Source organism: Roseibium aggregatum, assembly GCF_014692675.1.
GTDB classification, from domain to species: domain Bacteria; phylum Pseudomonadota; class Alphaproteobacteria; order Rhizobiales; family Stappiaceae; genus Roseibium; species Roseibium aggregatum_C.
In genome coordinates this window covers 12,758-30,869 of the sequence record NZ_JABFCZ010000004.1, presented here as the reverse complement: position 1 = coordinate 30,869, position 18,112 = coordinate 12,758, and the positions used below count along the sequence as shown (strand labels likewise).

General features: G+C 59.4%; 16 protein-coding genes and 1 pseudogene. 4 read left to right on the top strand and 13 right to left on the bottom strand.

Annotated features, from left to right (window positions below; genetic code table 11):
* Positions 1 to 40: 40 nt before the first annotated feature.
* From HK439_RS03820 to HK439_RS03775, 10 genes are all read right to left on the bottom strand, one after another.
* Entirely contained in the window at positions 41 to 1,243 is a 1,203-nt protein-coding gene (locus HK439_RS03820) for a mandelate racemase/muconate lactonizing enzyme family protein (RefSeq protein WP_190290054.1), read from the bottom strand.
* A 263-nt stretch (positions 1,244 to 1,506) separates the two neighbouring features.
* Positions 1,507 to 1,830 carry an AzlD domain-containing protein gene (locus tag HK439_RS03815; RefSeq protein ID WP_190290053.1) on the bottom strand — a complete coding sequence of 108 codons (324 nt, stop codon included), beginning with the start codon at positions 1,828 to 1,830 and terminating at the stop codon, positions 1,507 to 1,509.
* Positions 1,827 to 2,543, bottom strand: a complete 717-nt coding sequence (locus HK439_RS03810) for an AzlC family ABC transporter permease (protein ID WP_190290052.1) — start codon at positions 2,541 to 2,543, stop codon at positions 1,827 to 1,829. Before HK439_RS03810 ends, HK439_RS03815 begins: the two co-directional genes overlap by 4 nt.
* Positions 2,540 to 3,070, bottom strand: a complete 531-nt coding sequence (locus HK439_RS03805) for a hypothetical protein (protein WP_190290051.1) — start codon at positions 3,068 to 3,070, stop codon at positions 2,540 to 2,542. The genes HK439_RS03810 and HK439_RS03805 overlap by 4 nt, the downstream gene beginning before the upstream one ends.
* 16 nt (positions 3,071 to 3,086) lie before the next feature.
* The gene (locus HK439_RS03800) at positions 3,087 to 3,812 is read right to left on the bottom strand and encodes an SDR family oxidoreductase (protein ID WP_190290050.1); all 726 of its coding nucleotides are present in this window, start codon (positions 3,810 to 3,812) and stop codon (positions 3,087 to 3,089) included.
* Positions 3,809 to 4,696 carry an NAD(P)-dependent oxidoreductase gene (locus HK439_RS03795; protein WP_190290251.1) on the bottom strand — a complete coding sequence of 296 codons (888 nt, stop codon included), beginning with the start codon at positions 4,694 to 4,696 and terminating at the stop codon, positions 3,809 to 3,811. Before HK439_RS03795 ends, HK439_RS03800 begins: the two co-directional genes overlap by 4 nt.
* Entirely contained in the window at positions 4,693 to 5,550 is an 858-nt protein-coding gene (locus HK439_RS03790; protein ID WP_190290049.1) for a shikimate dehydrogenase family protein, read from the bottom strand. The genes HK439_RS03795 and HK439_RS03790 overlap by 4 nt, the downstream gene beginning before the upstream one ends.
* A 213-nt stretch (positions 5,551 to 5,763) precedes the next feature.
* Positions 5,764 to 7,392, bottom strand: a complete 1,629-nt coding sequence (locus HK439_RS03785) for a TRAP transporter large permease (RefSeq protein WP_235987576.1) — start codon at positions 7,390 to 7,392, stop codon at positions 5,764 to 5,766.
* Position 7,393: 1 nt separating this feature from the next.
* On the bottom strand, positions 7,394 to 8,206 hold the full coding sequence (locus HK439_RS03780; RefSeq protein ID WP_190290048.1) for a TRAP transporter small permease subunit: 813 nt from the start codon (positions 8,204 to 8,206) through the stop codon (positions 7,394 to 7,396).
* 101 nt (positions 8,207 to 8,307) lie between these two features.
* Positions 8,308 to 9,318: a TRAP transporter substrate-binding protein gene (locus HK439_RS03775; RefSeq protein ID WP_190290047.1), complete on the bottom strand. Its 1,011-nt coding sequence runs from the start codon at positions 9,316 to 9,318 to the stop codon at positions 8,308 to 8,310.
* Positions 9,319 to 9,567: 249 nt separating this feature from the next.
* Here HK439_RS03775 and HK439_RS03770 point away from each other — a divergent pair, with 249 nt between their 5' ends.
* Positions 9,568 to 10,242, top strand: a complete 675-nt coding sequence (locus HK439_RS03770; RefSeq protein ID WP_235987575.1) for a GntR family transcriptional regulator — start codon at positions 9,568 to 9,570, stop codon at positions 10,240 to 10,242.
* 261 nt (positions 10,243 to 10,503) lie between these two features.
* Here the strand turns inward: HK439_RS03770 and HK439_RS03765 are convergent, their stop codons facing one another.
* Positions 10,504 to 10,737, bottom strand: a complete 234-nt coding sequence (locus tag HK439_RS03765; RefSeq protein ID WP_190290045.1) for a hypothetical protein — start codon at positions 10,735 to 10,737, stop codon at positions 10,504 to 10,506.
* A 502-nt stretch (positions 10,738 to 11,239) separates the two neighbouring features.
* Between HK439_RS03765 and HK439_RS03760 the strand changes: the two genes are divergently transcribed.
* From HK439_RS03760 to HK439_RS03750, 3 genes and pseudogenes are all read left to right on the top strand, one after another.
* Positions 11,240 to 13,018 (top strand): B12-binding domain-containing radical SAM protein, encoded by a 1,779-nt coding sequence (locus HK439_RS03760; RefSeq protein WP_190290044.1) that lies wholly within the window; start codon positions 11,240 to 11,242, stop codon positions 13,016 to 13,018.
* Between the two features lie 189 nt (positions 13,019 to 13,207).
* The gene (locus HK439_RS03755) at positions 13,208 to 15,067 is read left to right on the top strand and encodes a hypothetical protein (RefSeq protein WP_190290043.1); all 1,860 of its coding nucleotides are present in this window, start codon (positions 13,208 to 13,210) and stop codon (positions 15,065 to 15,067) included.
* A gap of 222 nt (positions 15,068 to 15,289) precedes the next feature.
* Positions 15,290 to 15,479 (top strand): annotated as a pseudogene (locus HK439_RS03750) (helix-turn-helix domain-containing protein); the annotation flags it as partial.
* A gap of 201 nt (positions 15,480 to 15,680) precedes the next feature.
* On the opposite strand, the gene HK439_RS03745 reads toward HK439_RS03750, so the two are convergent.
* Together HK439_RS03745 and HK439_RS03740 are read right to left on the bottom strand one after the other, a co-directional pair.
* A complete protein-coding gene (locus tag HK439_RS03745) occupies positions 15,681 to 16,481 on the bottom strand; it encodes a DUF3299 domain-containing protein (protein WP_190290042.1) in 801 nt (266 codons plus the stop codon).
* A 1-nt stretch (position 16,482) separates the two neighbouring features.
* Positions 16,483 to 18,111 (bottom strand): hydrolase, encoded by a 1,629-nt coding sequence (locus tag HK439_RS03740; RefSeq protein WP_190290041.1) that lies wholly within the window; start codon positions 18,109 to 18,111, stop codon positions 16,483 to 16,485.
* Between the last annotated feature and the right edge of the window lies 1 nt (position 18,112).

The following is an 18,112-nucleotide window of genomic DNA, read 5'->3' as shown; positions in this document are numbered from 1 at the left end:
CGGTCCTGATGTCCGATCAACCGCGCTCGATGGCCGTACCCTAGAGGTCCTCCGCACGGCTGGTCTGAGAGATCACGGTGTAGCGCTGGTTCAGATCCGGGGCTAATTCGAGGCCAAGCCCAGGCCCGGGCGGCACCGTGATTATGCCATGTTCGACTTCGGGAAGGGCCGTGACGAGATCCCGGTACCAGGTCCGGTAGAACGCGCGCACGCTCTCCTGAATGAGTGCATTGGGCGCGGCCAGGGACAGATGGGTCGAGGCGGCCAGGACCACCGGGCCGGTGCAGTCATGTGGTGCGATGGGAAGATTCTCGGCTTCGGCAAGAGCCGCGACCTTGCGCGCGGTCGTGATCCCACCACACCAGCTGAGATCGAGCATGACGACGCCGGCCACCCCTGTTGCTATCAGGTCGCGGAAAGCACCGATGCCGCCGAGTGTCTCAGAGGCGCAAACCGGCGCGGGTGACACATTTGCGTAGCGTCTGAGCAGGTCCAGACTGTCGAGGCGGATCGGGTCCTCGTGCCAGTAGGTCGCAAAAGGTGTCAGAGCCTTCGCGATTTTCATCGCCGGCAGCAACTGCCACATCGAGTGGAACTCGACCATGATATCCATCTTGTCGCCGACGGCAGCGCGGATCTTTTCAAAAGGAACAAGGGCTGCCTTCAGATCCTCGGCCGAGATGTCACGGCCTTGCGTTTTTTCCGCCGCCATGTCGAAGGGCCAAATCTTCATCGCGGTTATCCCATCCTCAAGAAGGGACTGTGCCAGTTCGTCGGCCCGGTTCAGGAATCCGTCCAGGTCATCGTAATTGCCTCCGATGCCAAGACCGTAGTTGCCGCTCTGCTGACCGGTCTCGTCTTTTATGTAGTCCGTTCCCGCGCAGGTGTTGTAGGTGCGGATTGCCGTGCGGGTGAAGCCTCCCAGAAGCTGGGCGATCGGTTGGCCTGTGGCCTTGCCGGCGAGGTCCCACAGCGCGATATCGAAGGCCGAGTTCCCCCGGGTTTCGGCTCCCGAAGACCGCCACCCGAGGTAGCCTTCGGCCCGTCGCGAGAGATACTCGATTCTGAGCGGGTCTTCGCCGATCATCAGCGGCGCCAGGGTCTCGTGAACATGGGCCTCGACCGTACGCGCGCCGTAAAAAGTTTCTCCGAGACCGGTGATGCCTTCGTCGGTGTGGACGAGCAGCCAGAGAATGTTCGGGCGCTCGGCGATGCGAACGGTTTCAAGGGCGGTGATCTTCATTTCAGACCCCGGACAGGTGAGGAGAAGGCATGGATGGGAGGAAGTCATCCGAAGCCGCCGTGGTTATAGCAATGCAAATCGGATTCGTAGATCCCGCACAGGCGAAAACTGCGCTCATGTCAATCACTCCCCTGTTCGAACAGGATCTCTTCGAGCCTGTCAGTTGCAGCCTTTTACGGGGCCGTTTGTGCTTCGGGAAAATGGTATGATTCTCCATCAAGGAAATCTCCCGGAGTTTGACGAATACAGGCGCGAATGGCTTTTCAGAGCCCGAGTGCCTGCAAGAGGTAGAGACTGCCCATCCCGGTGAAAATCGCACCGAGGACGGAAAATCGCATGCCGACAACGAAGGCCGCCGCTGCCGCGATCAGGCGTGCCGGATCGATCTGTCCGCCGGTCGCCTCGGGCCAGAGGACCAGCGGCGTGATCATGGCCGGGAAGACGGCGGCGCCTACGTATTTCAGATGCATCAGCAGCCACTGAGGCAAGGTTCGCCCGCCCAAAAGGCCGAGAAAGGAAAACCGGATCAGATAGGTTCCGATCCCGAGGCCCGCGGTCAGAAGCCAGAAAGCGCGATCATCGATCATGCCGTGGTTCTCCGGTCTGCACGGCGGCGCATGTAAAGCTCCGTCTGGACGCCCGCCCCCATGGCGCACAGGGTTGCAACGAGAAGGCCAAGGCTCCACGGCAGTCCGGAAAAGACCAGCATGGCGGCCACGGACGTCAGCGCCGCCACCACATGCGGCAGGCTTCGAAGACCCGGTGCGACGAGCGCGATGAAACAGACAGGTACGGCGAAATCGATCGAAAGCGACGCCGGGATTGCCTGGCCCAGGATGGCGCCTGCCAACGTGCCGCCATACCAGAACGGGCAGATCAGCATCATGCAGCCGAAGTAGTAGGCCACCCTTTCCGCCGGTGAGAGAGGCGGCGGGCTTTCATAACGTTTCACGGCGACCGCAAACGCCTGATCGACCATCAGATAGGCCATGAGCGCCCGAACCCCCAGACGTGCATGGCCAAGGTGCGGCACAAGCGCCGCGGAATAGATCGCCATCCGCAGGTTGACGACGAGAGCCGTCAACAGGGCGACGAAGACGGGAGCATCTTCCTTCAAAAGGGTGAGCGCTGTGAACTGGGATGCTCCGGCGATCACCAGGACCGACATCGCCATGGTTCGGAAGACATCGAGACCCGCGTCGCGCGCGACGACGCCGAACATCATCGAATAGGGAATGACGATCAGGATGAAGGGCGCACAGTCCGCAAACCCCCGCCAGAAGGCCGAGCGTGACGTCATTTGAGGGTCTCCGAACGCACCAGCAAGCGGATATAGGCCAGTCCCGCCGCTGCGGCTTCACATCGTTTCTTCTGCAGGAGCCTGTCTTCGTCTGCCGTCTGATAAAGCGCCGAGAGTTCGTCCAGCCGGTCGCACTGCAGGAGATTGGACAGAAGATCATAACGGCTTTCGATATTGGCAATGGAAGCGATCCTGGGGGCCGCGGTCTTTGCTATTGTGCTCAGCCGTTCCTTGATCCGGGCGTCCCAGTTCTTTCGCGTGTTTACGAAACAGAGCGTGGCCAGCGCTTTCGAATTGGGAGGGAAAGCCATGCAGGGAGCATGAAGTTCCATCAGGCAGTCGCCGGGCGGGCGTTGTGCTTCAACTGCCGTAGAAACGCAGCTTTCGGTTCCGGACAGATCCGCTCCGGCATTCGCATCGGAAGCCGCACCCGGATTGGCGGCGACAAGGGCGAAACCGAATGCCCAGCAGATGACACAAGCAGCGATCCGGTACGCGCGCGGGGATGAGAGAGATGCTGCCGCCATGACCGTTTGCTCCGTGTCAGCCTGCGGCCCAGCCACCATCGATCACATGCGCCTGACCGGTGGTGAAGCCGGATTCATCGGAGCCGAGGTAGAGCGCTAGCGCCGCGACTTCCTCTGGTGTTCCGATCCGTCCCATGGGCTGGCGGGCGATGAAGGTGGCGCGGGCGGTTTCATAATCACCCATGGCACGGAGCCTGTTCTGCAGCGACGGGCTTTCGACCGTGCCGGGGCAGATGCAGTTGCAGCGGACCCCCTTGGTCACGTAGTCGATCGCAACCGATTTTGTCATTCCGATCACGGCTGCCTTGGACATGCCGTAGATGAACCGGTTCGGCGCTGCGATGATCGAGGAAGCGACGGAGGCGATATTCACGATGGATCCGTGTCCGCGTTCCACCATGCCCGGCAGAGCCGCCTGCATCGCGTGAAACTGCGAGCGGACGTTGAGGTTCATCGCAACGTCGAAGTCGGCATCGGTCGCTTCGGCAATGGTGCCCGCATGGACAAAGCCCGCGCAGTTGACGAGGATATCGGCCTTGGCGTTTTCCACCGCCGCCTGAAGGGCGGCCTTGTCGGTTACGTCGAGTGCAAAGGCCTCGGCGGTGCCGAGACCGGCCAAAAGATCATTCTTCAGATCGGTCGCCACGACATAGGCGCCTTCCGCGGAGAAGCGTTCGGCGATGGCGCGGCCGATACCCTGACCCGCCGCGGTTACGAACGCGCGTTTGCCCTGAAGTCTCATTTCCTGTCCAGGCTCCCCGCCAGATAATCGACGATTTCGGGAACCATGCGATCCCCCCAGCCGGCGCCAAGCGCTTCCTTCAGCGTGCCGGCCGCAGCCGAGCTCATGCGCGAATTCGCGCCAAGCCCTTCGGCCATCTGGCGATAATAGCCGACGTCCTTGGACGCGTTGTCCAATGAGAAGGCCAGGTCGATTTTTCCTTCCATGGCGAAGTTCCTGACGAAGTCCATCATGCCGGAATGAAGCGGACCCGCGGACATCACCTGATAGAGCTTGTCACGCGGGACTCCGGCGCGATCGGCCATCGCGAATGCTTCGGCCATGGCGCAGGCCGTGGTCATAGCGAAGAAGTTGTTTATGAGCTTGATCGTATGGCCGGTGCCGAGCGGCCCGAGGTGGAAGACGTTTTCGCCCAGATCATCGAGCACCGGCTTGACCTTCCGGTAGGCCGCCTCATCGCCCGAGCACATGATGTTCAGGAGACCGTCCCTGGCATGGGCGGGGGTTCTTCCGAGCGGCGCATCGAGATAAACGGCGCCTTTCGCGGCCATGTCAGCGCCTATTTTCTGCGTCGAGCCGGGGAGGGAGGTGCCGAAGTCGATGACGATCGACCCCTCCTTCACACCGGCAAGGACACCGTCATCTCCGTAGACCCGGGATTCGACGCTGGCGGATGTGTCCATGCAGAACATGACGATATCCGAGGCGGCGGCAAGTTCCGCCGAGGTCCGGGCTTCCGTGGCGCCGCGCGCCACGGCGTCGTCGATGGCCTTGCGGGAGCGGTTGGCAATCACCGTGAGTTCATATCCGAGGCTTTGCAGACGCTCGACCATTGCGGCGCCCATCAAACCCAATCCAATGAATCCGATCCGTGGTTTGGTCATGACTTGAACTCCAATCCTGGTTTTAAATCGTCCAGCTGCGGAAGCATCTGCTCCGCATCCGGCGTGCGCCCGGTGTAGGCTTCGAACGTTCGCAGGGCCATGTGCTTGAACAGGCTGAAGCCGGTGATGATTTCGGCGCCGGCAGCGCGACCATCCTGGATGAATTGCGTTTCTGTCGGCGTATAGATCGCGTCGAAGACCCATGTCGGCCCGCCAGGTATGGGGGAGGGAAAGGCCGAGCCCGGGTACTCCGCGGTTCCGATGGGTGTCGCGTTCACCAGCCCGTCGAAATCGCGGATGATGTCCGGGATTTCCACGAGTGAACAGCTCCGCGCAGTTGGGCCGATCGATTTGGCGAGCTCATTGGCGCGCTCGGGAGCGGCGTCAAAGATAACGATTTCGGTCGCGCCGAGCCGGGCAAGCGCATGCCCCAAAGCGCGCCCGACGCCGCCTGCGCCAGCCAGAGCGACGCGCCCCGGTGCGATGCTGCCCATCTCCGCCTGCCAGGCAGAGAGGAAGCCGGTATAGTCGGTATTCGTGCCAAACGTAGTCGGACCAAAGACGATCATGTTGACGGATCCCAGCTTCGCCACTTCATCGGTCTGGTTGCCGTCCAGCCATTCGAAGGCGCCGATCTTGTGCGGATGGGTGACACTCACGCCATTCCAGCCCTTGTCGCGACAGGCAGCGAGGCAGGCGGAAAGGTCGAAATCGACGTCCTCCGCCGAATCTATCAGTTCAAATTCAAGAGCCAATCCGGCATCGATACACAAAAGGGACAGCGCCGCAGGCAGGCGCGTCCTTGAAATATGGGCGCCGATCAGCCCGCCGCGTAAAGTGTCAGCTTTTCTCATCACGTCACCGCGCCGATCCGCCACCGCAGGAATTCATGGGCGTCGCGACCCTGAACGCTCCTGCGTGCCACTTCGCTGGTTGCAGTTACGACAGTGTCGGAGGTGGAAAGTCGAACAGGTTTCATGGTTGCACTTGAGGGATCGAAGGACAGAGTGTCGCGAAGGTCTCGGGGGCGGCATGGTTTCGCCGTCCCCGGGACAAGGCCGCGGAACCTACAGGAACAGTGTCACGATTGACGGCCAGAACAGCAGGACCGACAACGCGAGAAGCTGTATCGCGATAAAGGGCAGGAAACCCTTGAAGATGTCGGTCAGCGAAATATGCGCCGGCGCGACGGATTTGAGATAGAACGCTGCCGGGCCGAAGGGGGGCGACAGGAAGCTCACCTGCATGTTCATGCAGAAGACCACGCCGAACCAGATGGCGACGAATTTCGGTTCGAGGCCGCCGAGAAAGCCGATCTCCGCCGCCGGCAGTTTCACAACGATGGGCAGGAAGACCGGCATGATCAGAAGCACGATACCCACCCAATCCATGAACATGCCCATGACCAGGAAGATTGCCATCATCATGAGGATGACCCCCATGGTGGGGAGTTCGGAGCCGACGATCAGGTTTGCCACGTATGCCGGCCCGCCCGCGAGCGTATAGGCGCCGGCAAGCGCGGCGGCGCCGATGGTGACCCAGATGATGGTGCCGGTGGATCGCAGCGTGCGAATGATGCTCTCCCAGATGATGTCCGGCGTCATCTCGCGGCGGATGAGTCCGATGACGAACACCGCGATCACACCCATGCCGGCGGCCTCGGTGATCCCCGTAATGCCGCCGTAGATCGAGCCAAGCACCACGCCGATCACCACGGTCGGAGCGATCAGGCCGCGGCCGAGATGCCAGCCGCGGGAGGTGCGCTCCCGGCCGATGGCGAAGAAGATAAGCGCCGCGGCAATGATGCCGGCGCCGAGGATGTAGGGGATGTCGGAAACCATGCCGAGCGGAATCGGATCGACACCTTCCGTGATCGCGTTCGCGCCGGTTGCCGTGAAGAAGAGGGCGCGAACCAGCAGCACCCCGGTGACCCACAGCGTAAGGCGGGCAAGAAAACCTGCAAACATCAGTGCCTTTTCGCTGCCGGGCGGGTCGTCCGGGTCCGCTTCCGGGAGCGGTGCCAGGCTGGGGTTCAGCCGGGTCCGGATGAAAATATAGACGATGAAGAACGATGCCAGCATGAACCCGGGCAGGAAAGAGGCCGTAAAGAGCGACTTGATCGAGGTTTCGGTGACGAGCCCATACATGATCAGCACGATGGAAGGAGGGATCATCGTGCCGAGTGTGCCGGAGGCACAGATCGTCCCGATGGCCAGGTTCTGATTGTAGCCGAGGCGCAGCATTTGCGGCAGGGCGATCAGACCGAGGAGCACGACCTCGCCGCCGATGATGCCGGACATGGCCGCCATCAGCACCGCCATGATTGCGGTGACGAACGCGATGCCGCCACGGGTGCGGGACAGCCAGACATTGAGTGAGGAATACATGTCCCGCGCAATGCCGGAGCGCTCGAGAAGCGCGGCCATGAAAATGAAGAGTGGCACCGATATCAGCACGTAGTTCGTCATTTGACGGTAAATCGCCTGAGCCAGGACGTTCAGCGGACCACGGCCGAAGTGGCCGAAGAGCAGTTCGGGGCCGAATTTCATGACGAGCGTGGCGACGGCCAGAAAGGCGGAGGCGAAGCCGAGCGGCATGCCTATCGCCAGAAGAAAGAACATCGCGATCAGCAGGATCATGCTGAGAGTGCCGATATCGGAAACTTTCATCCAGGAGAAGAACTCGAGAAATTCCATGTCAGTTCTTCTCCCCCAGCGTGCTGCGGATATTCTCGATTTCGACGTCGTCGATTTCGTCGGCCGGCGAATGGTGTTCCGGGGCTTTGTTCCAGTCGGCGATCAGATTGGAGAGCGCCTGTATGGCGACCAGTGAAATGATGACGAGGATCCCGGTCTTCAGCGTGGCCGGTAGGGGCGGATCCCAGGCGGTTCCGAATTTCTCCCAACGCAGCAGTTTCGCGGAGGCTTCGTTGTATCCGCCCCAGACGAGGGCAATGGTGAAGCACCAGATCAGAAAGACCGAGATGATATCCGAGGTCTTTTGTGCCCATCGGGGCAGGATGTCGTAAATGATGTAAATTCGGATATGACTGCGCTGCTGCATCGCATAGAGGCCGGCGAGCAGAAAGGTGAAACCGGCAACCCAGAGCGAGAGTTCGTTCGCCCAAAGGGTGGGTTTTTCAAAAACGTAGCGCGCCACGACTTCGTAAATCATCACCAGGACGACGAAGACGATGGCGATCATGCCGACCCGGCCCAGGATCAGCGAAAACCAGTCGAAGAAGCCGTCAGGCCGGGGCTCGATGACGCCGATATTGTCGGAAAGGTAGAATGAGGAGAAGAGGACGGAGCAGAAGAAAGACCAAAGGATCAGATAAGCCGACAGATTGCCGTCCGGCCGAAGCATCTCCTGCATTCCGATATTCCAGCCGAGCGCAAGATCGGCGAAGATCACCCAGAGATAACTGGCCGCCAGAACCGCCAGGGACACATACATGGCCCATTTGACCGGCTTCCGAAGCGCGCCCAGCCATACTCCTTCCTGTTCCATAAGATATCCCCCCTCCCGGAACGGGACCTCCATTGGAGAAGGTCCGGAAGCCGGCGGGCCCGCAACGGGACCCGCCGGCGTTTTCTAAGCCTGTCGGGTGATCAGTCGATCCAGCCCTGAGACTTCAGGTAGGCGGTATGGCTTGCGACCAGGGCCTTGGCTTCGTCGGTGGTGGCGAACTCCGGCCAGGTGGAAACAGCAGCTTTGCGGAATGCCGCGCGGGCTTCCGGGCTGAGGTCATGCAGTTGCACGCCTGCGGCGCGCAGTTCGGCGGCGGCCTTGTTGTTTTCGAATTCCGCCGTCAGAGCCTGCTGGAGCGCGAGCTTCTGCATCGCCGTGTCCATGATGCGGCGGTGATGCTCGGGCATGTTGTCCCAAACGTCCTTGTTGCAGGCCAGATGGTCCGAAGGCATCGAATGGAAGCCCGGATACGTGGCGTGCTTGACGATGTCATAGAGGCCCATGCCCTTGTTGTTGGCGAGGATCGAAGCGTCGGCGCCATCGATGATGCCGGACTCAAGCGCGGTGAAGATTTCGGTGAAGTCCATCACGACCGGCTTGGCGCCGAGTTTTTCGAAAATCTTGGTTTCCATTCCCGGAGGCGAACGGAATTTCCAGTCCTTGAAGTCCGCGACATTTTCGATCGGCTTCGAGGAGGCAAAAGATTCCTGACCGACGACCCACCAGCCGACGAGCTGCATGCCATATTCATTGTACAGCTTTTGGGCAGCCTCGTAGCCGCCGCCCTTGTAGAGCCAGCCAAGCTGCTGATAGGGCGTGTCGTAGCCGCCCATGATGTCGCCGACGAACTGGAAGGCTGGGTTCTTACCGGTCTGGTATGCGCCGCCGGTCATGTCGCAGTCGAGGATGCCGTTGGCCGCAGCGTCGAAGGTTTCGACCGAGGCGACGACCGAGGACGAATAGAACATCTCGATCGTGATTTCGCCGTTCGACATCACCTGCACATCATCGACGAACTGCGCGGCATTCTTGCCCGATATCGTTTCCGGACCATAGTGCGTCTGGATCCTGAGGTGGGTATCCTGGGCAGCCGCCGGAATGGCCATCATGGCAGTGATCGCGACCGACGTTATAATCGATTTAAATTGCATATCTTTTCCTCCCTATTCAGCCTTCCGAAGGCCTTTGATATGGTTCTGGCTGCGGTTATCTGCTCCGCTTTGGTATACCAATCCCAAACCCAAGCTAACGAAAGCAGCCTCGACAATCAATGAATTTTGGTATACCAAATTCATGAATTCCTTCGTCTCTCATGGAAGTGAAGATATTCCCGGGTCGGAAAAGGCCGGGATTGGGCCGAATTTTGACCGCGTCGGAGCATTTTAATGTCGGAAGCAAGCTTGGCAGATGAAATCGCGGTGCGTCTTCGCCGGGATATTCTTCGTGGCAAGCTGCCGCCCGACGCTCCGATAAAGGAAAGGGACAACGCCTCGGAACTTGGCGTCAGCCGCACGCCTATGCGCGAGGCAATCCGGATGCTGGCGAAAGAAGGACTGGTGATCCTGCGCCCGTCGCGCAGTCCGATCGTGGCCAGGCCGAGCTTCAAGGAGATATCCGACCAGGTCGCCGTGCTTCTGGCACTTGAGAAGCTCTCTACCGAACTCGCCTGCGAGAACGCCACGGTTGCCGATCTGGCCGAGTTGAACGCGGTCAACCAACGCATGTCCGATTGTTACGATCAGGCCGATCCGCTCGACCTGTTCGAGATCGACATGGCGTTTCACACCGCGATCGCCAAGGCATCGCACAACGCGTCTCTTGCCGAGACGCACCGGGCCTATCTGGCGCGCCTGTGGCGGGCGAGGTTCCTCTCCGCCAGCCAGAAGCGGAACAGGGTGCGGGTGATCGGCGAGCACAGGGCGATTCTCGATGCGCTCGAGGCGCGGGATGTCGAAGCCGTTCGCGCGGCAATCGACCGGCACCTCGGTCATCTGGCGGAAGCTATTCGCCCTATTATCGAAGAGGAACAGCGTCGGCACGGTATGCGGACCGAAGCCGGACCGGGTCACGAATGATCGCGAGGGATAGAGGTGAGGTCCGCGAGGGACGCCGGTAAGAAATGGTGGCGGAGGAGGGGCTCGAACCTCCGGCACGCAGACGATGTTTCCACCGGGAAAACAAGACGCAATTGGCTCGTTGCGCAGCGGAGAGATGACCCGATCGAAGACTGCTGCCTTAAGCAATGCCTTTGCATCGGACTGATCGACTGGTTTTGCGAGGTTGGGCCGGATTCGAGGCGGTGACGGGACCGTCGGTGGAGCGATGTCCGCTTCGCGTTACGAAGACGCGAATGTGACCTTCACGCCGCGCTGGCGAAAGTAGGCCTGGAGCAGCTTCCGGCCGGACCGGTTGTTGTGCGGGAGCCTGGCCGGGTCGAGGACAGCCTCTTTCAGGCCCTCACGCTTCAACGCCGCCTTGAGGGCCGCGATATGCAGGTCAATGTCCTGATTGTCCGCCTCGAGGGATTGATAAATGCGGTTCGTCGCCTCCGCTACGGTCAGTTCGCTCAATGGTCCATTCCCGATGGTGTTTGCTAGCCCGATGGTGTTTTGCCGGCGCTTACCACATTTTCGGGCGTGACACCAAAAAGAGTTGGTGGGGACATATCTGACCGGTTTTGGAGAGCTTTTCGTTTCGCTTGGTCGCCCGCGCACAGACTTGCGCGCTCTGGCGCGAAAACGCTCTAGGGGCGGCCTTGGTATCCTAGCGGAAGATTGCCGCACACTGACGCCCGCGGGGCATTTATCATAATTCGAGGTTCGCAAACTCAAAAAAATGCTCATAAAATCGGATCGATCGAACAGATTTCGTTTGTCATCTCAATGACCTTTGCAAATAGTTTGGTGGTGCCGGGAATTTAGATGATTTCCGCCACGGGCAGGTTGCTTGAATGGCGGCTCAGAATGGGGCAAAGTATCAAATAGATTTGGGGGGACAACTTGGATGTTGTTCGGGCGTTGCGGCGAGAGTCCCGTTTCGTGCCCAACCATCCGGCCGATCTCGGGAGGGACGATGACCGAAAAGAAGTCTTTCGCAATCGTCCTGATCAAGCCATCGCACTATGATGACGATGGCTACGTCATTCAGTGGTGGAAAAACGCAATCCCTTCGAACTCGTTGGCCTCGGTCTACGGGCTTGTTCGCGACGCCGCCGACGCTCAGGTGCTTGGACCCGACGTCTCCTTCGACCTTGTCGCCCACGACGAAACCAACACCGTCATCAAGGTCGATGAGATCATCCGCCGCATCAAGGCGGCCGACAACGGGTTTGTCGGACTTGTCGGGGTGCAATCGAACCAGTTTCCCCGGGCACTGGACCTGACCCGGCAGTTCCGCGCGGCCGGTGTGCCGGTGGTCATTGGCGGTTTCCACGCGGCCGGTTGTCTTGCCATGCTGCCCGAAACGCGGCCTGAGATCGCGGAAGCCCAAAGTCTTGGCGCGACGATTTATGCGGGCGAGGCCGAGGGGCGGATGGACGCGTTGCTGCGCGATCTTTGGAACCGCGAGCAAAAGCCGCTCTACAATGTGATGCACGACATGCCGGACATGACCGGCGCATCGCGACCCTATCTGCCGAGCAGCAACATCCGCAACACTGTCGGGCACCTGACCAGTTTCGATTCCGGGCGTGGCTGCCCTTACCAGTGTTCGTTCTGCACGATCATCAATGTCCAGGGCCGCAAGTCGCGGTACCGCACGCCGGACGACATCGAAGCGATCATCCGCCAGAATTATCAGCAGGGCATAAAGCGCTTTTTCATCACCGACGACAATTTTGCCCGCAACCGGAACTGGAAGGCCATTCTGGAGCGGTTGATCTACCTGCGCGAACAAGCAGGCCTTCGCTTCAAGTTTATCATACAGGTGGACACGTTGTGCCACCGCCTCGACGGCTTCATCGAGATGGCCGCGCGCTCGGGCTGCAACCGTGTCTTCATCGGCCTTGAAAACATCGACCCGGATGCGCTTATGGCGGCCAAGAAGCGCCAGAACAAGATCTGGGAATACCGCAAGATGCTGCAGGCATGGAAAGACGTCGGTATTGTCACCTATGCAGGCTACATCCTCGGTTTCCCGGATGACACACCGGAGAAGATCCGCCGGAACATCGAGATCCTCAAGAAAGAGCTTCCACTCGATCTGATTGAATTCTTTTATCTGACGCCATTACCCGGATCCGAAGACCATCAGAAGCTGGCCGCAAAGGGTATCTGGATGGATCCGGATCTAAACAAGTATGACCTCAATCACCGGGTTTCACATCATCCGGTCATGAGCGACGCGGATTGGGAGAAGGTCTATCTGGATTCCTGGAAACAGTACTATACCGCTGAACACGTTGAAACCGTTCTGCGCCGGGGGGCGGCCCGGGGACTGAAAACAAATCAGTTAATGTTGGGGCTGGGCGCATTTTACGGCTCGATTTTCATCGAGAAAGTCCACCCGCTGGAAGCCGGTTTCATGCGCCGCAAGGTGAGAAAACAGCGGCGCCACGGCATGAAGATCGAGAATCCGTTGATCTTCTATCCGCGTCGGGTCGTGGAACACATCATCAAAATTTCTTCCTGGGGACTGCTCTACCTAAAATATTCCCGCATCCACCGGCGCGTTCTCAAGGATACCGATCGTCTCAAATACACCGATCTTGCCCTTGCGCCGGTCTCCGAGGAAGAGGAGAACGAGCTTGATCTGATCAAGGTTTTCGAGGATGCGATCCCCAACACCTACGGCGCGCCGGTTGCAAAACCGCAGAAGGCGGAGGCGGAGAAGATGCGGGCGCGGGGCCGGTAAGACCCGTCACTGCCGATGACCGCCGGTATTGGATGACGACCAGGGTCCTGACCCTGGAGACGTTGCAGGTTCATTCCGCAGGCGGATTGACGATATGGGGCTCATCGAACCGGCATTGGCAAAGCGTCCGGTTGCCGGTTGACAGTGGTTCGCGAAAGTTAATACGATTTTGGCATCTAAGTACTTCCATTGCTTGCCGAAACGGAATTTGATTTGACTTTCAAGACGATTATGTCGCCTGCCTCCAAAGGGCTCTATCCTCTCACGGTCAGTGAAATAAAAGTTGCTGTTGGCGATATGGTGACCGCCGATCAGCCGGCGGTGATTGCCGTCACCGGCGACGGCAGACGGATCGCGATAAAATGCGGTTCCGACGGGCGAGTGATCGCTGTCACGGCCTCGGGCACGGTGATGGATAGCCGCCAAATGACTTTGGTCGTCGAGATTTTCGAAGAGGCGCCGCCGGTCGATACTGTCACGGCGTCAGAAAACGTCGAAGAAAACGCGCAATCGGAAGAGGCCGCTTCCGCCCCGGCGGAGCCGGCAGACAGGCCCGTCGATGCCGGCCCGGACGAACAGGTTCGGCGGCCGCGCGGGGTCCATCGGGCAAATGCAGAAACGGCCGCTCGTACCGCAACTTCGGCCACATCCCCGTCACGCCCGGACGGTGCGTCCAAAATGGGCCGGCGCGGCGTGTTGATCGGCGGCCTGGCAACGGTTGCGATTGCGGGCGGGGTTGTCGGCTTGAAGGTGCTCTCGTCCAATGACGGGGGACCGTCTTACGAGACTGACACGGTTACAGATGCCGAACCTGCAGCTCCACCGGCGCCGCGACGCCCTTTTCCTGCACCGGAAGATACGGATTGGATGTCGGCGCGCACGCTCGAAACCCGTGCTACGGGGAGGTACTCCGATGAGGGCGCAAAGGAATTTCTGGCGATCGATATCGACAAGAGCGGCAATGCCATTCTCGTGGGCCGGACCTCGAACAAGGGCTTTGCCCTGTCGCACCGGCTTGGGGACGGGGAATCGGGGGCCAAACTGGATGTGGATGTGGATCCGGCATTCGGCTTTGCTGCCTATAGCGACATTCAGCGTCACGACACGCTGGTCGGCTTCACTCCGAAAAGTCCCAGGGAACACTCGAGGCTTTGGACCTACGACAGGAACGATGGAGGGACCAGCACGGTGGACGGTGTGCTGGAAAACGCGCGCATCATCCGCTATTGCCGAAACCGCGATTTTGCGGTTTTCCTGATTGAATACATCGATGGCGAGAGCACCAAGAGCTACGGCGCAGCCGTTTTCAGCATGGATAGCAACCATGTGGCATTGTTAAAGCTGCCAAGTGCAGATCGTAATTTCGACAATTACCGCTCATACACGCATGTCTCGATTTTTCAGGGAGATTTGAACAAATGGTTCATTGTCCTGTCGGGAAAAAACGAAAACGCCTTCAGCAACAAGAGCGTAGGATACACGCGGACGATTTCACTCGAGAAGGATTCGGAGGGAAGGCCTCAAACCTGGCTGGTTGATGAACAATACTTGAGCCCATATGTCATGATGCCGGAGGGGGTGGGCAGTCCCCAAGACAGCCAGCCCGCATATTTTCATGCGACTGCAAGTGCTTACGCTCAGGATGGCCGAACAAATCTGCTCGGTGGGTCGATTTGGAACATGATCGTCCAGGAGGTGGGAAATGGCTTTCGCCAAGACGTTGCCGTGTCGATTCAAACAGCCGACGGGAAAGAATACCGCCGCATGTTCGTGCGCAGCGACGAGAGAAAAGACGATGGTCTCGTTCTCGCCGATGCCGTCGCCCTTTCAGGCGGACGCTTTGCGCTCCTCTTTCGCGAGGCGAGGGGGGAGCCTCTCGCCATTGTCGCCGTCATCGACAGCACCGGAAAGACGCTTGCCAGGTCATGGTATTCGAACAGTTTTCCAACCGTAATCGCCGTGGCTCCGAACGGAGAGCTTTACAGCGCGGGATACGATATCAAAAATGGAGACCGGGTCGCGACCTATGCGGCTTATAAGCTCTCCTAGAGATACGTTCTTCGCAATCCGGAAACGCATCGGCTCAGGCAATCCGCAGCCTGGGCAATGGCTATGGAGTTTCGATGGCGCGTGTTGAACACCGGCATTGGGTGTTCCCGCCTGATGGCTGCTTTGCCTGATCTATGTAGGTTATTGTGCCCGACCTGAGACATAGGTGACAGAACGTTCCGGAGATATAGGTAACACTTTTCGCTTTTGCGGGAGGTGTCGATGCCGTGGAAAGAGCTGTCCGTTATGGAGGAACGTCTTCGCTTCGTCGCCCGTCTTCTGGATGGGGAAGGCATGAGTTCGGTGTGCCGCGAGTTCGGCATCTCGCGCAAGACAGGCCACAAGATCTGGGATCGTTACCGGCAGGACGGCCTGGAAGCTCTTTGCGACCGGTCCCGTCGCCCGAAATATCTAAATGATGTCCTGAAAGCCGACATTCAGTGGCGGGTAGAAAAGGATTCTCTTCGGGCGCATTGGAAATCGTCAACGCCTCACCCATTGGTCATGATTAGGTGTGTGATCCGATCAGTCAGAGATTATTCGCCACCTCTCAACATCGCCCCAAAAAAGGTAAACAACGGCAAATCTCGAAAAAGGGTTTCAGGGAGCGTCTTTAGTTTGTTTCCTCATTTACCGTTGTACGTTTGCGATCAACACGGGCCTCCCCACCGGTAAAAGCTCGAAAACTTCGAGTTTCAGCGGATGTTTTGTCGCCCGCGTCGGAGAGATCTACGTTTGCGGCATGCTGAGCGACCATGGTCCAGCTTCCGACCATACGCACCTCGCCATCAAGAAGATAGATCGTCTCATCGTGCGGCGTTGCGTGCAGCGTTCCGGTTACCTGGACCGGTTGATAGAGAGACGTTGTAGGCACGCCCTGCGGAAGGGAGACACGCACAAGCTGGTTTGGTGGCGGGGGCGGAATATGGCTGCACATGCCCACCTGGGAAACCAGATATCCAACGTGGACTCCGTCCGTATTCCGGCCTGCGGGGATCAGAAAACCGGACAAGGAGATCTCATTGTTGTCCAGGGCGGGATTGGGCTCAAACATGGCGCGGCGGCGATTTTCTGCGACCGTCCAGCGTTGGGACAGGAGCTCAGCGATGTCATAGCCGTTCGTCTCAAGACGGGCGCGGGCAGCGTCTATCCGGGTCCGCAGCCGCGGCAGGGCTTCAGGCGATATCTCTCCATTGGTAAGACGCGCCTCCTGCCGGACAACGGTCCGGAGTTCTTGGAGCATGTCGTACCCCATCGCCTTGAAGGGGTCTGCGAAGCCTTGGGCGGCCGGGTCGGGCAGATCCTGAAAGGTGATCACCTGCGGTTCGGCCAAAGCCGGAGCCTTGGACATCAAACAGATGAGGCAAACGGCGATAGCAGCGAGCAACAGTCTTGGGAGGCTCGGGTGCGCCATCTCAGTTTGCCCCCTGCGGCGGGATACCAGGCGCCACATCAGGCATACCGGTCGAGAATTCGCGGTTCCAAGCCTCTTCGGTCACCGTCTCGAAACGCGGCTGATCCTCGGGTTCGAAGCGGATCGGCTGGCCGGCGAAAACCTCCAGCAACTCGTCGTCGCGTACCGTGACCTCGCCATGCACGATCACCGCCTTGAATCCGGTCGAGGGGATCGAGCCCTGATCATAGGTCGCATTGTCGGTCACAGTCTCGGGGTCGAACACCACTATATCGGCGACCATGCCCTCCTGCATCCGGCCCCGCTCCTGCATCGCCTTCAGCCCTGTGCGGCCCAAATGGTGCGCCGCGTTGTAGCTGAGGATCGACAACAGGTGCATCATTGGGATGTCGTTCTCGCGCCCGAGGCGCAGCGTGGCGGCGCGCGCACCGGCACCACGCGGGTGCATGTTACCCAACTCCTCGAATGGAGTATTCCAAGGTGCCATCAGAGGCTCAGCGAACATTGCGTCACTGGCCATCGTCGTGCCCCTGAGTGTCAACCATTTCACGGAGTCCTCGGGCGGCATCTTGAAAAGCACGATTTCCTTGGTCGGGGTTTCCTCCAAGCCTTTGTTGTAGGTTTCCAACGTGTAGAAATCTCCCGTCACAGGGTCTTGCAACGTATCCTCGTAGCTATGGCCGAGCCGATCCACCCAGTTCTCGGGCTTCAGGAAGACCGCGTTCAATGCAGTTGAGCCGGCGGCATAGGGATAGATCTCGCCCCAGATGTTGAAGCCCTGTTCCTGCAGGCGCTGGATGATCTCGTGACCGAGGCGCCAACCCGGGTTGTTGTAATGATTGATCGTTGCCGGCGCGTCGAGAGCGAGCGCGTTGGCGATAATTTCCTGGAGCCCGAGATTCTCGAACGTGGCGTTGTCGGGAGTGAAACGGGTGTGCACGGCTGTATGCCTGCCATAGCGCGCACCGACCTTCTGCACCTCGAACATTTCGCGCGAGGTCACGCCATCTCGCATGTAACCAAGTGTGCTGCCAATGCCGAGCGCACCGTCCTGCAAGCCCTTGTCGATGATCTGAAGGATCTGGTTGCCGGTGTCGTAGTCTGCCTCGGTCAGGCTCCAACCCGAAGCCTTCCGTGTCTCCAATGCAGCGGCAGGACCATGAAGCAGGATTTCCTGGTCGGCGAACCCGTCGAGGACGATGGACCGGGCAAGCTCATGGCTGGAGGCGCATCCGTAATTCGCCTGCGTAACACCGGCGCGCGCCTCGTACCACTTGGCGATGATTGTGCCGGCGCACCCTTCTTCGATGTCCATGCTGCTGGTTAATCCGTCGCGAAGCCCGAGCGAATAACCCATCGGCTGCTGCCAGTGGAAATGGGTGTCGATGAACCCTGGCGCGACGATGTGTCCGGAGGCGTCGATTTCCTCCGCTCCCGTCAAAGGCTCTTTGGAAATCTCGACGATGCGGCCGTCCGAAATCCCGACATTGGCGATGCTGTCGTAGAGCGTCTCCGGGTCCATGACCCGCCCATTAAGGATGACGAGATCGTATTCCTGGGCTGTAGCGGCGCTAGCGAAAAGTAACGCGGAGGCAAAAGCGACTGCGGTAAATGACGAATTCGGTTTCATT

What these genes read in the sequence shown, in the direction of transcription:
- HK439_RS03820 (WP_190290054.1), bottom strand. Translation starts at nt 1,243, where the DNA reads ATGAAGATCACCGCCCTTGAAACCGTTCGCATCGCCGAGCGCCCGAAC.
- HK439_RS03815 (WP_190290053.1), bottom strand. Translation starts at nt 1,830, where the DNA reads ATGATCGATGATCGCGCTTTCTGGCTTCTGACCGCGGGCCTCGGGATC.
- HK439_RS03810 (WP_190290052.1), bottom strand. Translation starts at nt 2,543, where the DNA reads ATGACGTCACGCTCGGCCTTCTGGCGGGGGTTTGCGGACTGTGCGCCC.
- HK439_RS03805 (WP_190290051.1), bottom strand. Translation starts at nt 3,070, where the DNA reads ATGGCGGCAGCATCTCTCTCATCCCCGCGCGCGTACCGGATCGCTGCT.
- HK439_RS03800 (WP_190290050.1), bottom strand. Translation starts at nt 3,812, where the DNA reads ATGAGACTTCAGGGCAAACGCGCGTTCGTAACCGCGGCGGGTCAGGGT.
- HK439_RS03795 (WP_190290251.1), bottom strand. Translation starts at nt 4,696, where the DNA reads ATGACCAAACCACGGATCGGATTCATTGGATTGGGTTTGATGGGCGCC.
- HK439_RS03790 (WP_190290049.1), bottom strand. Translation starts at nt 5,550, where the DNA reads ATGAGAAAAGCTGACACTTTACGCGGCGGGCTGATCGGCGCCCATATT.
- HK439_RS03785 (WP_235987576.1), bottom strand. Translation starts at nt 7,392, where the DNA reads ATGGAATTTCTCGAGTTCTTCTCCTGGATGAAAGTTTCCGATATCGGC.
- HK439_RS03780 (WP_190290048.1), bottom strand. Translation starts at nt 8,206, where the DNA reads ATGGAACAGGAAGGAGTATGGCTGGGCGCGCTTCGGAAGCCGGTCAAA.
- HK439_RS03775 (WP_190290047.1), bottom strand. Translation starts at nt 9,318, where the DNA reads ATGCAATTTAAATCGATTATAACGTCGGTCGCGATCACTGCCATGATG.
- HK439_RS03760 (WP_190290044.1), top strand. Translation starts at nt 11,240, where the DNA reads ATGACCGAAAAGAAGTCTTTCGCAATCGTCCTGATCAAGCCATCGCAC.
- HK439_RS03745 (WP_190290042.1), bottom strand. Translation starts at nt 16,481, where the DNA reads ATGGCGCACCCGAGCCTCCCAAGACTGTTGCTCGCTGCTATCGCCGTT.
- HK439_RS03740 (WP_190290041.1), bottom strand. Translation starts at nt 18,111, where the DNA reads ATGAAACCGAATTCGTCATTTACCGCAGTCGCTTTTGCCTCCGCGTTA.